Here is a 12,308-nt window from a genome sequence, read left to right on the forward strand (position 1 = left end):
GCTCTATTCAATGGACTTGGCGCCCTTTTCTCCGGTCCTGACCCGCACCGCGTCGATCATGGGCAAAACGAAAATCTTGCCGTCGCCGGGCTGGCCGGTCCTGTTGGTATCGGTGATGACCTTGACCACTTCGGACACCAGATCGTCGGTGACCACGACGGTCAGCATGCGTTTGGGGTAAAGCTTGCCCTTCTCACCCAGCACGGCCACCGCTTCCTCGATTCCCTTCCTGGCCCCTTCAAGAGGCTTCACGTCCACCAGGCCCTTGCCGCGACCAAATGCTTCGTGGGCGAAGAAAGCGACCACGCCCGCGTCCTGCAAAGCTTTCTTGGTCTTGTTCATCATGTTCATGCGGATGACCGCGATCACTTCTTTCATGACTATGCTCCTGCGGGGGCGCTGTCACAGATACCGGAGCTGATGGTGTACACGTCGCCCACCTCGCTCACGAAAATCTTGCCGTCGCCGAATGCGCCCTTGGCCCCGCTGCGCGCAGCCTTCATGATCACGCTGATGACAAAGTCCTTGTCCTCGGCCTTGACCACGCTCATGAGCATGGTCTTGGGGATCTCGTCGTAGGTCACTTCGCCGATCTTGATGCCGCGCTGCTTGCCGCGACCGGCCACGGAATATTTGGTCACCGCCGGAAAACCTGCATCCATGAGGGCTGCGAGGACATCATCGGACTTTTCGGGGCGTACGATTGCTCTGACCATGATCATATGTTTTCTCTCCTTTGTTTTTTTCTATAACTGTCTTTATTCTTTAACTTTCGCACCAAGGTCGTTCAAAAATTCGTTGTGGCAAGGCGCGAGTCGAATTTGAGGGGTGAAGTGTAGCCGACTACATGAGCCCCTCAAATTCGGGGAGCAACGCAGTCCAGAACGGATTTTTGGACGACCGCCTACACGGCTTCGAGAAGGCCGAAGTCCATCAGCAACTGCTCCAGCTCCTCGATTTCAAGCGGCTTCGGCACGACGAACATCTTGTTCTGGTCGATGGCCTTGGCCAGGTTGCGGTAGTGATCGGCCTGGGGCGCATCGGGTTTCCATTCGATCACGGTCATGCGGTTGATCTCTGCACGCTGCACGTCGTTGTCGCGGGGTACGAAGTAGATCATCTGGGTGCCGATCTTCCTGGCCAGTTCCTCGATCATCTCGCGCTCGTTATCGACGTTTCTGGAGTTGCAGATCAGCCCGCCAAGACGCACTCCGCCGGATTCGGCGTACTTCATGATGCCCTTGCAGATGTTGTTGGCCGCATACATGGCCATCATCTCGCCGGAACAGACAATGTAGATTTCTTCGGCCTTTCCGTCGCGGATGGGCATGGCGAACCCGCCGCACACAACGTCGCCCAGAACGTCGTAGAAGGCGTAGTCCAGCTGTTCGGATTCGTGATAGGCGCCGAGCGACTCGAGCATGTTGATGGAGGTGATGATGCCGCGTCCTGCGCAACCTACGCCCGGCTCGGGCCCACCGGATTCGACACACCAGGTGCCGCTGAAACCGGCCTTGCGGATGTCGGCCAATTCCACGTCCTCGCCTTCGTCGCGCAGGGTATCCAGCACCGACTTCTGAGCAAGGCCGCCGAGGAGAAGACGGGTGGAGTCGGCCTTGGGATCACAGCCGACAACCATGATCTTCTTGCCCATTTCAGCCAGACCCGCGACCGTGTTCTGCGTTGTGGTGGACTTGCCGATGCCGCCTTTGCCGTAAATTGCGATCTTCCTCATGATGATGCTCCTTTATGTGAGAGTTTTTGGTGTAGTTGTGTGCCCTACCTGAACCTCCCTAGGGCAACGCGCGTGCCAAAAAGCGCAATAACTCATAAATATCTGAAAATATGAGTGAAAACAAAAGAGACGCCCAGCAGGACACCCGGATTCCTACACAAACAACAAACACAAAAATGTAGGTTGGGACATTCCTGTCAGCATAGCCATGGCCCTCCCTGAAAAGGACAAAACCTTAAAATTCAGCACAATGAGAAAATCTCAACGCATGGCACCGACCGTGCAAAGAGAAGGGCAAACACGGGAGGACGCATGCTCATCGACACGACACTCAGGGAAGGGGCGCAAATGTTCGGGACCTGTATCCCCAATAAGATCGGAATCGAAATCGCCGGCCGCATCGCGGACATGGGCGTGGAAGAGATAGAGATCGGCTGGATGGGACAGCAGGGCCTTGACGATATGGTGCGGACCCTGCGGCACAAGGGAGCGACCTGCGACCTGAGCGTGTGGTCTCCGTGCCGTACGGTGGATGTTTACCGGGCAGCGGGACTGGGTATCGACACGATCAATATCGGGCTGCCCGTTTCGGACCTGCACATCGCAGAGCGTCTGCGCACGGACCGGGACGGTCTGACCACCATGCTGCGCGAAACCGTGGGGCTTGCCCACTCCTGCGGCATCCGCCGCATCAGCATCGGCCTCGAGGACGTGACCCGGGCCGACCAGGAATTTGCCCTCTCCATGGCCCGCATGGCCAGAGAGCTCGGCGCCGTGCGCATCCGCCTGGCCGACACGCTGGGCGTCATGACCCCGACCCGCATAGCGGAGCTGGTGCGTTTCTTTGCCGCCGGTGTGGACATGGAGATCGCCATCCACTGTCACAACGATTTCGGCATGGCCACGGCCAACGCCATCACGGCGCTGGAAGCGGGCGCGCATTGGGCCGATGTTTCGGTACTGGGGATAGGTGAGCGTTCGGGCATCTCCGCCCTGGAGGAAGTGGCCGGGCACCTGCGTCTGGTGCAGGGATACGAGATCTACGACATGAATCTGGTACGCGGCCTGTGCGATATGGTGGCCGAACTCGCCCACATTCCGGTGGCCCGCAACCGGCCGGTTTCAGGCGATGACATTTTCGCGGCCGAGTCGGGCCTGCACGTGGACGGCATTCTCAAAAACCCGGCTCTATTCGAGCCCTACGACCCCGCCCTGACCGGAGCCAAACGCATGCTGGCCCTAGGTGCCAAGGCCGGCCAGGGAGCGGTCAGGAACATGCTTCGCCAGGTTGGGCTGGAAGGACCGCTCAACTCCATCGGCAGTTTGGTGGACACGATTCGTCAGCGAGCCAACAGCGCAGGCCGCCCCTTGAGTCCGGTTGAAGTGCAGGATCTGGCCAAGGCAAAGGGTTGTCTGGAAGGCGGGATTTGCTAAGACAAGGACGCAAGCGTTTTCAAGGATCACCGTTAAAAATTCCGGGACATAAGCGTATGGCCCGGATGAAAGGCTGGAAACAGCTGTCCTCGCCCATGCCTCATTCCTTCCCGCCGACGCTGAGAATCTGCGGCGGCGGGATTTCTTTTCCTCTCCCTACCCCGCATCTGCACACTCTGCCTGAGTCTTTCACTCCCATGAATTTTGCAAAGTCAATCAAACATTGATTTTGGATATTTTTTCGTGTAGCAGCTAAAAATAGACCACTCAGAATTTTCATCCAGAAAAGCAATCTCCGTCACAGTGAACCGCATAGCATGTATTTTTAATTAGGATTGACGCATTTGCCTTTGCGCGTGACGAGCATTGCGAAACCATTGTATCAGGGGGTATTATGCGTTTTCTCAAAGCACTTGTTATCGTCGCAGCGGTTTGCCTCATTCCCGCAAATCTGCTGGCAAACCCCATTCGGTTCGGGGTCCCGCCATGGCCCGGGGTGACCGTCAAAACCGAAGTCGTCTGCCAGATCCTGAATGCCATGGGCCATGAAACCAATCAGCTCGAAATAGGTCCCCCGGTCATCTACAAAGGCCTGACAGCCGGGGATGTCGACGCCTACGTGGCAGCATGGATTCCTCAGCAGAACGGAATGTTCATCCCACTCAAGGAAAATAAGGCCATTGACATCATAAGGGTCAATGTGGACCAGGCCGACACGGGCCTGGCAGTACCGACCTATGTCTGGGATGCGGGAGTACGCTCCGTGGCTGACCTGGACAAGCACGCCGACAAATTCGACCGCACCATTTTCGGCATCGAGGTCGGCAGCGGCATGCATACAAGCACCGAGGAAATGATCAGCAACGATGTGGCTGGACTTGGGGACTGGGAGTTGGTCGGCAGCACGACCCCGGTCATGCTCACCGCCGTCGACGACCGCGTGCGACAGAACAAATGGGCGGTTTTCCATGCCTGGCGGCCCCACTGGATGACCCTCAAGATCGACATGAAATTCCTGGAAGGTGTGCCCGGCTCCGAAAAATTGATCAGCTCAAGTGTTGTCTACACAGTGGCCAGCAACGACTTTGCCGAAAAATACCCGCAGGCGCGAGCGTTTCTGAGCAATTTTTATGTTCCGGCCGAAATCCAGAGCGCCTGGATTTACGCGTTCGGCTTCGAAAAGAAGGACCCTGTCGATGTGGCGCGGACCTGGATCGCAGAAAACCCTGAAACCGTCGCCAAGTGGCTTGAAGGGGTCCTGACCGTGGACGGAAAGCCCGCCTTTGATGCGGTGAGGGATAAAATCAAATAGACGCATTGCCAAAATCCTAGCCTGATCTCAAAAGCAAAACAGCGGATTCATGTCTGAACGCAATTTCAACTTTGCGTTCAGGCATGAATCCGCTGTCACATTCCAATCTTTTGAAGCGAATGGGTAAAAAAGAATGTTTCTTTGTATCAGTCCTGCTTGGAGCCAATCTTTCCAAGAATTGTCTTGGCCCGATCGAATCCCGGATCGCACTTCAATGCAGTTTTCATGAATCGCTCCACTTCCTGAAGTCGATTCATCTGAAAATAGACCATCCCGATATTGAAAGGAATAAGCGGAGACTCCTGAAGCAGGTCAGGAGAGGCGGAAATCGCTTTCTCGAACTCACAGACAGCCTTGTAGTGCTCTTTTCCCTGAGCATAGGCCATTCCCATGTTGTAGTGCAACCCACCCTCATTCGGGATCACATCCAGCGCCTGCCGATAGGTCTGCACCGCGCCCTTCCAATCCCCTTTCTTGCGAAGCGAGACCCCCATTTCATTGACCATCCACAGGTCTTCACGGGTCATGTCACTGCCTTTTGTTTCAAGCGCCTGATTCATGAAAAGGATGCTTTGCTCAGGATTGATTTCACGCAATTTAATACCGATATCCATGAGCGTCGAGGCAAGCATGTCATTTGCCTGGGAACGAACTATGCTGACCGCATCCTGATAGAATTTCTTGGCTTTGTCTTCTTGACCATCCTTGCTGTACTGCTCTCCAATGTCGATCTTTCTCTTATGATTCAGTGGGGATATTTTATCCATCAGAAGCATGTACTTGATGTACTCTTTTGAATTATTGGTCTCTGCGTAGAGATCGGCAAGCTTTTGCAGCGGCTTCAAATTGAGTCGGGATTCCTTGACCGCTTCCTTATAAAATAATTCAGCATCTTCAAACTTTCCATTTTTTCTGGAAATGTCCCCCTTGAGAATCATACAGATAGAACTACTTGGCTTTTCCTCAAGCAGCATATCTATCCTTGAAGCAGCTTCTTCGAAGTCCCCTTTTTCTATCAATTCTCTTATACTCTCAACTTCTACGTGAAACATGTTTGTTGGTTTTATTGTAAAAGCAATTTTTTGTATTATGTTATTGATCGAAATTGGCTTTACAATGATGGAATCAACATCATTTTCTGCAATAAATGAAACATATTCTTCAGAAACTTCTGGAGTAATACATATTATTTTCAACCTGTTTCGAAAAACATCCTTCAACGATTTGAAGTCAAAAACATTGGATCTTCCATTAATTTTAGATTCAATAAACATGACCACTTGCGAACGGGTATCCAAAAGTTCTCGGCACTTCTTTCCAATATCCGACGAAGCATGCGCCACAGACAAAGAATCGTAATTCAGTCCCATGGTACGCAATGCGCCGCGCATTGTCCTTACGAATATCTCATCATTGGTAACAACAAAAAAAGAACCATTTTGATTTTGCAGAAAATTTATGACTATTCTGTCATAAACAGGAGCAATTTCTTTTTTTATAAGCTTGTGCGACACAATAATACCTCAAAATATAAGCAGTAAGAATATATATAAGTCTTCTAAAATAAAATATAAAACAAATAAAAATTACAAAATGTTCTCCATACGCAAATCAGAAAAGTACATTAAGCCATAATACTGGACCGGGCAAGCTTTACCACTCCATGAAATATTTTAAAAACTTGCGCGCGTAGTTTTTTTTATAACCACACGCCGGGATACGAACCCTTGCCCTTCAGCCCTTGCCAGAAACTTCCTTAAAATTTCTAACATATAAAAAACATTAGATGAAATAATAATTTGTCTACACCAGTTGCGGCAAACTTGTCATGCCGCAGACATGATTCCGTCACAGACGTCTCCTAAAAAAAGCAAAACAAGAGGGAACGCCATGATTCAGATCAAGCAACTGACCAAGACTTTCAGAAGCACAAAGGGACTCGACAATATCAACGCCACCGTGGAGAGCGGGGAGATGGTCGCCCTCATCGGTTCTTCCGGTTCCGGCAAGTCGACCCTCATGCGCCACATCAGCGGTCTGATGTGCGGTGATGCGGACAGCGGTGGACAGATTGAAGTCCTGAGCCACATCATGCAGCGCGACGGGAAACTGTCCAAGAATGCCCGCAAGGTGCGCACCGAGGTAGGGGTCATCTTCCAGCAGTTCAATCTGGTCGACCGCCTGTCGGTCATGACCAATGTGCTCATGGGCGCTCTGGGCCGGGTCCCCACCTGGCGGGCAGTGTCCAACCTCTTCCCCCCGACGGAGCGCCGTCTCGGCATGGAGTCCCTGGCACGCGTCGGCATGGCCGACAAGGCCTGGCAGCGGGCCTCGACTCTGTCCGGCGGGCAGCAGCAGCGCGTGGCCATCGCCCGCGCACTGACCCAGCGGGCCAAGGTCCTTCTGGCCGATGAACCCATCGCCTCCCTGGATCCGGAATCGTCGCGGGTTGTCATGGACATTCTGGCGCAGATTCACCGCGAGGACAAAATTACCGTCATCGTCTCCCTGCATCAGGTCGAATACGCCATCCGCTACTGCCCCCGTACCATCGCCCTGCGCCATGGCCGCGTCGTCTACGACGGTCCGAGCACCGCCCTGACACCGTCTTTTCTGAAGGAAATCTACGGATCGGAAACCGAGGAGCTTTTCTCCCCCGCCGTGGACAACGCCATGCGCCATCAGGCGAAAAACAATCAAAACCAACCCGCCCCGGCACCTGCCGCGGCATAACGACCATCCGCACTGCAAAGGAGTAGAGAATGTTTCGCAAACTATGTGGCCTGTTCATCCTTCTGGCGTTTTTTGGCGTCCAGACCGCTACTGCCGAGATGAAAGAGATCAATTTCGGCATCATTTCCACCGAAGCCTCCATGAATCTCAAGACCGTTTGGAATCCCTTCCTGGCCGACATGGAAAAGGCCACCGGGCTCAAGATCAACGCCTTCTTCGCCTCCGACTATGCCGGAATCATCGAAGGCATGCGTTTCAACAAGGTGCAGGTGGCCTGGTACGGCAACAAGAGCGCCATGGAAGCTATCGACCGCGCCGATGGTGAAATATTCGCCCAGACCGTTCCCGCAGACGGTGAGCCCGGATATTATTCGCACCTCATCGTGCACAAGGATTCTCCGCTCAATTCCCTGGAAGACGTACTCAAGAACGCCGCCGGCCTTTCTTTTGGCAACGGCGACCCCAACTCCACCTCCGGCTTCCTCGTGCCCAGCTACTACGTGTTCGCAGTGAACAAGGTCGATCCCAAAAAGATCTTCAAGAACGTGGTCAGCGCCAACCACGAAACCAACGCCCTGAGCGTCGCCAACAAGCAGGTGGATGTGGCCACCAACAATAGTGAAAATCTGGCTCGCCTGAATGTGACCCACCCCGACAAGCGCGGCCTGATCAAGGTCGTGTGGACCTCCCCGCTCATCCCCAGCGATCCGCTGGTCTGGCGCAAGGATCTGCCCGAGGCCACCAAGGCCAAGATCAGAAACTTCCTCATGACCTACGGCACCACCGGCAAGGAAAGCGAAGTCGCCGTGCTGAAGGCACTGGGCTGGGCTCCTTTCAAGGAGTCGAACAACGACCAGCTTCTGCCCATCCGCCAGCTGGAGCTCTTCAAAAAGCGCGTCAAGGTTGAAGGCGACACGACCATCTCCGCCGAAGAAAAATCCAAGATGCTCGCTGAAATCGACGCCAAGCTCGAAGCCATCAAAGCCAAGATCTAGACATCTCCTCCATCACATGCGGTCGGCCACATCAGGCTGGCCGCATTCAAGGATGCATTCATGAATGTTCAGAACACGATTCTCGTCGATACCCGCCCGCCCCGCAGCGTGCAGTCATCCCTGTCCAAACTGACGGGCTGGGCCATCGTCCTGGCCATTCTGGCCTGGTCCTGGGAAGGGGCTGACATGCGTCCCATGGCGCTCATCACGGATGCGGGAAACATGGCCACCCTGGCCGGCGACTTTTTCCCACCAAATTTTGCCGACTGGCGACTCTACCTGGAAGAAATCATCGTCACCTTCCACCTTGCAGTCTGGGGCACGTTTCTGGCCGTTGTCTGCGCCGTACCTTTCGGCATCCTGAGTTCGGAAAACATCGCCCCCTGGTGGATCTACCAGCCTGTCCGCCGCGCCATGGATGCATGCCGGGCCATAAATGAAGTGGTCTTTGCCATGCTCTTCGTGGTCTCCGTGGGACTCGGCCCGTTTGCCGGCGTCCTGGCCCTCTGGGTCCACACCACCGGAGTTTTGGCCAAGCTCTTTTCCGAAGCCGTCGAGGCCATCGACCCGCAACCCGTTGAAGGCATCCGCTCGACGGGTGCGACCGTGATCGAAGAGGTCATTTTCGGCGTCATCCCGCAGGTGCTTCCACTGTGGATATCCTATTCCCTCTACCGCTTCGAATCCAACGTGCGTTCAGCCACGGTGCTCGGCATCGTCGGTGCCGGCGGAATCGGGGTCGTGCTGTGGGAAATGATCCGCGGCTTCTACTTCGCCCAGACCTGCGCCATCATGATCCTGATCATCATCTCCGTGACAGCCATCGACCTCATTTCCCAGCGTCTGCGCAAACTTTTCGTCTGAACCGGACTCATAAATGCCATCCCTGTGCTGTACCAATGCCTGCCAGCCTCCTGCAGGTGCCTTTCGTCATGGCACAGCGTTTGTGCATGCCCCTGCACGCGGCCTTGGCCACCGTCACGTCGAGTCCGGCCCGCGCCCTTGGCCTCACCGACCGGGGCGAACTGCTCCCCGGCAGGCGCGCGGATTTTCTGCGGGTCAGGATGGTGGACGATGTGCCCGTGGTTGTTGCAGTGTGGAGAGAAGGCAGGCAGGTGATGTAGGAATGAAGAGATGCCTCCGGCGGCCAGGGGACGAGTCCCCTGGACCCCTTTCATTGGGGGATATTCATGTTGGCCGAAACTTGCACTGACAGAAGGTTGGATTTGTGTCTGAAGCCCGCTACGCCATATATTTTGCCCCGAAAAAAGGCAGCACGCCGGACAGAGTCGGCTCTGAAATCCTTGGCCGTCACGCAAGCGGGCCAGACGAAGTCACGCAGCCATGCCTGCCGGACATCGCACCCGAACGATTCCGGGAACTGACCGCAAGCCCGAGACGCTACGGGCTGCATGCCACCCTGAAGCCGCCCTTCTTTCTGTCCGACCAGCATGATGAATCTGCATTGCTGGAAAACGTGGGCCACATCGCCGCAAGAATGCGAGCCTTCGACCTGCCTGGCCTTGAACTTGCCGAACTGGGCTCATTCTTCGCCCTGACCCTGACCGCGCCATGCCCGGAACTTGAAGACCTGGCACGCATCTGCGTCACTGTCCCGGACCATTTCCGCCGCCCGCCATCACCCGATGAACTTGCCCGCCGCCGCGCCAAAGGCCTGACGCCGAATCAGGAGCGCCTGCTGACTCTCTGGGGCTACCCCTACGTACTGGAAGAAATGCGCTTCCACCTGACCCTGACCGGCAGCATCCACGATCCCCAAGAACGGGAGCGCATTCGAACCGGACTCACCGCACTCCTCGCCCCCATCCTTCACAAGGCCGTTCCAGTGCGGGACATCTGCGTTTTTCGCCAGGCGTGCCCGGAAGAACCGTTCACCATCCTGGAACGATTCGCGCTTACCCGGATACCTTGACGCAGACTTTCTCGACAATGCCCGCCACACGCTTCGGTCCCCGCCGCGTTTGTTCTTGCGTCCTGCAATAATGCCGGGTTATCAGACCTGAGTATGTTTTCCGCGCCACGGCAGCGCAACCATAAATCGCCCGACGGGACAAAGGCGTGTACGTGAAAGATACACGTAAAAAATAATTTTTACGTAGTGATCTTTTAATTTTTCAAGAGAAAAATACATATGATCAAAAAAATTGCACGAATAAAAAATATTAAAGAAGAATCGCAAATAGATGACTTGATATACTGGCAGAGTAAAACTCAAGAAGAAAGGCTATCCGCAGTTGAATTTTTAAGGAGACAAGCTCATGGAAGTGCAGAAAGACTTCAAAGAGTTGCTTGCGTTGTTCAACGATCATAACGTGGAGTATCTCATAGTTGGAGGATACGCACTGGCATATTATGGAGCACCTAGATATACTGGAGATCTTGACATATTCGTCAAATCAGATTCAAAAAATGCATATTTGATTTTAAAAGCTCTCAATGAATTCGGTTTTGGTTCTGCAGGTCTGAAATTGGAAGATTTTACAAATCCAGAGAATATTATTCAATTGGGATATCCTCCAATCCGGGTTGACATCATGACGTCGATATCTGGAGTTTCCTGGGAAGATGCTTATATGAGCCGTGAAGAAGGCAAGTACGGCGATATCCCAGTGTATTTCATAGGCCTCGATCAATACGTTCAAAACAAGAAAGCTTCCGGAAGAAAGAAGGATCTGGCCGATTTGGAGGCACTTGGAAAAGAATGACCGTCAGAAAGCAGGTCACCATCCCTCTTCTCACCCGTACTTCTCCACAAACGCCTCAACCCTCATCTCACGAAAATCATTCAGCGCCGCCACCAGGCGTTCGTGTTCCCAGTCCCACCAGGCCAGAGCCAGCAATTTTTCCTGGGTTTCGCGGGGGAAGCGGTACTTGATGGGTTTCGCCGGCACTCCGGCGACAATAGCGTAGTCCGGCACATCCTTCGTGACCACGGCACCCGAGGCCACCACCGCACCCGTACCCACGGTCACGCCGGGCATGATCAGCGCCCCGTGGCCGATCCAGACGTCATGACCGAGCGTCACGCCATGTTTTTTCCGCCAGGCGAAAAATTCGTCTTCATCAGGGCCCATGCCGAATTTGGAACTGCGATACGTGAAATGATGCTGGGTAGCCCGCCATGTGGGATGGTTGCTCGGATTCAGTCGGGCGTGGTTGGCGATGGAGCAGAACTTGCCCACCGTGGTGTACATGACGTGGCAGCGGTCGCAGAAGTAGGAGTAGTCCCCGATGGCCGATGAGATGATCTCGGTCTGGGCGCCGATTTCGGTCCAGTCGCCGAGGGTGCTGTCGGTAACGACGGCTGAAGGATCTATGGTCGGTTCGGGTGAGAGCATGGTCATGATGTCCTGCCGTTCAGGGTGGTTTCAAGAAGCAGCCTGGCAAGGGCCTGGCCGCGTTCGGCCAGGGGGCCGGAGTTGTCGAAACGGGTCAGGGCGGGTGTTTCGATCACAGCCATGGTCGCCCGCTCCAGCCGGGCCTCTATTTCCCCGGCATCCTCGCGACCGCGTGCGCCCAGACGTTCGCGCAAAATCTGCTCGGGCACTTCGACCAGCACGGGCAGCAGACCCGGATAGGCTTTGAGCGCCTCGGACAATGCCCCGCGCGAACCGTTCACCACCACGCTCAGCCCCGCCTCCATCCAGATGTCGATCTCCCGACCAACGCCGTAGGCGAAACCGTGGCTTTCCCAGTGCAGGGCGAAAAGTCCGCGTGACAGTCGAAGCTGGAATTCGGCCCGCCTCAAGGCGACATGATTTTCACCGCCCGCATCGGCCGGGCGGGTGATATAACGGTGAGCGAAGACGACAGGCGCTTCGGCGGGAAGCCGCAACCGGACCTCGGCCATGAGAGAGTCCTTTCCGCAGCCCGAAGGCCCCATGATGTAGATCAGTCTTGGCATAAAAATCCTCACCTGAAATTCGTGCAATAAATTTCCCGTCCCCAACATCAACACGTAGGGGCGGCCCCCCGTGGCCGCCCTTCTTCGTCCCCCGTGGCCGCCATTTCTCGCCCTCGGACCATCATTCCTCGGCCCAATGTGGCCGCACGGGCCTTTCACCTAGGGAGGGCAGGC

Annotated in this window: 13 protein-coding genes and 1 pseudogene; 8 read left to right on the top strand and 6 right to left on the bottom strand. The window is 54.9% G+C overall.

Going from position 1 to position 12,308, the window contains the following annotated elements; translation table 11 throughout:
- Positions 1 to 3: 3 nt before the first annotated feature.
- From CVU60_13845 to nifH, 3 genes are all read right to left on the bottom strand, one after another.
- Positions 4 to 378, bottom strand: coding sequence for a P-II family nitrogen regulator (locus tag CVU60_13845; protein PKN40926.1), 375 nt, complete (start codon positions 376 to 378; stop codon positions 4 to 6).
- Positions 379 to 380: 2 nt separating this feature from the next.
- The gene (locus tag CVU60_13850) at positions 381 to 722 is read right to left on the bottom strand and encodes a P-II family nitrogen regulator (GenBank protein ID PKN40927.1); all 342 of its coding nucleotides are present in this window, start codon (positions 720 to 722) and stop codon (positions 381 to 383) included.
- Positions 723 to 904: 182 nt separating this feature from the next.
- Entirely contained in the window at positions 905 to 1,735 is an 831-nt protein-coding gene (nifH, locus tag CVU60_13855; protein ID PKN40928.1) for a nitrogenase iron protein, read from the bottom strand.
- 312 nt (positions 1,736 to 2,047) lie between these two features.
- Between nifH and CVU60_13860 the strand changes: the two genes are divergently transcribed.
- On the top strand, positions 2,048 to 3,169 hold the full coding sequence (locus CVU60_13860) for a pyruvate carboxyltransferase (protein ID PKN40929.1): 1,122 nt from the start codon (positions 2,048 to 2,050) through the stop codon (positions 3,167 to 3,169).
- Between the two features lie 394 nt (positions 3,170 to 3,563).
- A complete protein-coding gene (locus CVU60_13865) occupies positions 3,564 to 4,481 on the top strand; it encodes a glycine/betaine ABC transporter substrate-binding protein (GenBank protein PKN40930.1) in 918 nt (305 codons plus the stop codon).
- Positions 4,482 to 4,627: 146 nt separating this feature from the next.
- On the opposite strand, the gene CVU60_13870 is transcribed toward CVU60_13865, so the two are convergent.
- Positions 4,628 to 5,851 carry a hypothetical protein gene (locus tag CVU60_13870; protein ID PKN40931.1) on the bottom strand — a complete coding sequence of 408 codons (1,224 nt, stop codon included), beginning with the start codon at positions 5,849 to 5,851 and terminating at the stop codon, positions 4,628 to 4,630.
- 520 nt (positions 5,852 to 6,371) lie between these two features.
- Between CVU60_13870 and phnC the strand changes: the two genes are divergently transcribed.
- The 6 genes and pseudogenes from phnC (at position 6,372) to CVU60_13900 (ending at position 10,935) form a co-directional block, all read left to right on the top strand.
- On the top strand, positions 6,372 to 7,214 hold the full coding sequence (gene phnC, locus CVU60_13875; GenBank protein ID PKN40932.1) for a phosphonate ABC transporter ATP-binding protein: 843 nt from the start codon (positions 6,372 to 6,374) through the stop codon (positions 7,212 to 7,214).
- Between the two features lie 29 nt (positions 7,215 to 7,243).
- On the top strand, positions 7,244 to 8,209 hold the full coding sequence (gene phnD / locus CVU60_13880; GenBank protein ID PKN40933.1) for a phosphonate ABC transporter substrate-binding protein: 966 nt from the start codon (positions 7,244 to 7,246) through the stop codon (positions 8,207 to 8,209).
- 60 nt (positions 8,210 to 8,269) lie between these two features.
- On the top strand, positions 8,270 to 9,073 hold the full coding sequence (gene phnE, locus CVU60_13885; protein ID PKN40934.1) for a phosphonate ABC transporter, permease protein PhnE: 804 nt from the start codon (positions 8,270 to 8,272) through the stop codon (positions 9,071 to 9,073).
- Between the two features lie 35 nt (positions 9,074 to 9,108).
- Positions 9,109 to 9,333: pseudogene (locus CVU60_13890) on the top strand (phosphonate metabolism protein PhnM).
- A gap of 104 nt (positions 9,334 to 9,437) precedes the next feature.
- Positions 9,438 to 10,142, top strand: a complete 705-nt coding sequence (locus CVU60_13895) for a hypothetical protein (protein ID PKN40935.1) — start codon at positions 9,438 to 9,440, stop codon at positions 10,140 to 10,142.
- A gap of 346 nt (positions 10,143 to 10,488) precedes the next feature.
- Positions 10,489 to 10,935, top strand: coding sequence for a hypothetical protein (locus tag CVU60_13900; protein PKN40936.1), 447 nt, complete (start codon positions 10,489 to 10,491; stop codon positions 10,933 to 10,935).
- Between the two features lie 30 nt (positions 10,936 to 10,965).
- On the opposite strand, the gene CVU60_13905 is transcribed toward CVU60_13900, so the two are convergent.
- Together CVU60_13905 and CVU60_13910 are read right to left on the bottom strand one after the other, a co-directional pair.
- The gene (locus tag CVU60_13905; protein ID PKN40941.1) at positions 10,966 to 11,568 is read right to left on the bottom strand and encodes a chloramphenicol acetyltransferase; all 603 of its coding nucleotides are present in this window, start codon (positions 11,566 to 11,568) and stop codon (positions 10,966 to 10,968) included.
- Between the two features lie 2 nt (positions 11,569 to 11,570).
- Positions 11,571 to 12,134 (bottom strand): phosphonate metabolism protein/1,5-bisphosphokinase (PRPP-forming) PhnN, encoded by a 564-nt coding sequence (locus CVU60_13910; protein PKN40937.1) that lies wholly within the window; start codon positions 12,132 to 12,134, stop codon positions 11,571 to 11,573.
- Positions 12,135 to 12,308: the final 174 nt, after the last annotated feature.

Source organism: Deltaproteobacteria bacterium HGW-Deltaproteobacteria-18, assembly GCA_002841885.1.
Classification (GTDB): Bacteria; Desulfobacterota; Desulfovibrionia; order Desulfovibrionales; family Desulfomicrobiaceae; genus Desulfomicrobium.

Excerpts from the sequence above, each read along its gene's own strand:
- CVU60_13845 (PKN40926.1), bottom strand. The coding sequence starts at position 378 with ATGAAAGAAGTGATCGCGGTCATCCGCATGAACATGATGAACAAGACC.
- CVU60_13850 (PKN40927.1), bottom strand. The coding sequence starts at position 722 with ATGATCATGGTCAGAGCAATCGTACGCCCCGAAAAGTCCGATGATGTC.
- nifH (PKN40928.1), bottom strand. The coding sequence starts at position 1,735 with ATGAGGAAGATCGCAATTTACGGCAAAGGCGGCATCGGCAAGTCCACC.
- CVU60_13860 (PKN40929.1), top strand. The coding sequence starts at position 2,048 with ATGCTCATCGACACGACACTCAGGGAAGGGGCGCAAATGTTCGGGACC.
- CVU60_13865 (PKN40930.1), top strand. The coding sequence starts at position 3,564 with ATGCGTTTTCTCAAAGCACTTGTTATCGTCGCAGCGGTTTGCCTCATT.
- CVU60_13870 (PKN40931.1), bottom strand. The coding sequence starts at position 5,851 with ATGGGACTGAATTACGATTCTTTGTCTGTGGCGCATGCTTCGTCGGAT.
- phnC (PKN40932.1), top strand. The coding sequence starts at position 6,372 with ATGATTCAGATCAAGCAACTGACCAAGACTTTCAGAAGCACAAAGGGA.
- phnD (PKN40933.1), top strand. The coding sequence starts at position 7,244 with ATGTTTCGCAAACTATGTGGCCTGTTCATCCTTCTGGCGTTTTTTGGC.
- phnE (PKN40934.1), top strand. The coding sequence starts at position 8,270 with ATGAATGTTCAGAACACGATTCTCGTCGATACCCGCCCGCCCCGCAGC.
- CVU60_13900 (PKN40936.1), top strand. The coding sequence starts at position 10,489 with ATGGAAGTGCAGAAAGACTTCAAAGAGTTGCTTGCGTTGTTCAACGAT.
- CVU60_13905 (PKN40941.1), bottom strand. The coding sequence starts at position 11,568 with ATGCTCTCACCCGAACCGACCATAGATCCTTCAGCCGTCGTTACCGAC.
- CVU60_13910 (PKN40937.1), bottom strand. The coding sequence starts at position 12,134 with ATGCCAAGACTGATCTACATCATGGGGCCTTCGGGCTGCGGAAAGGAC.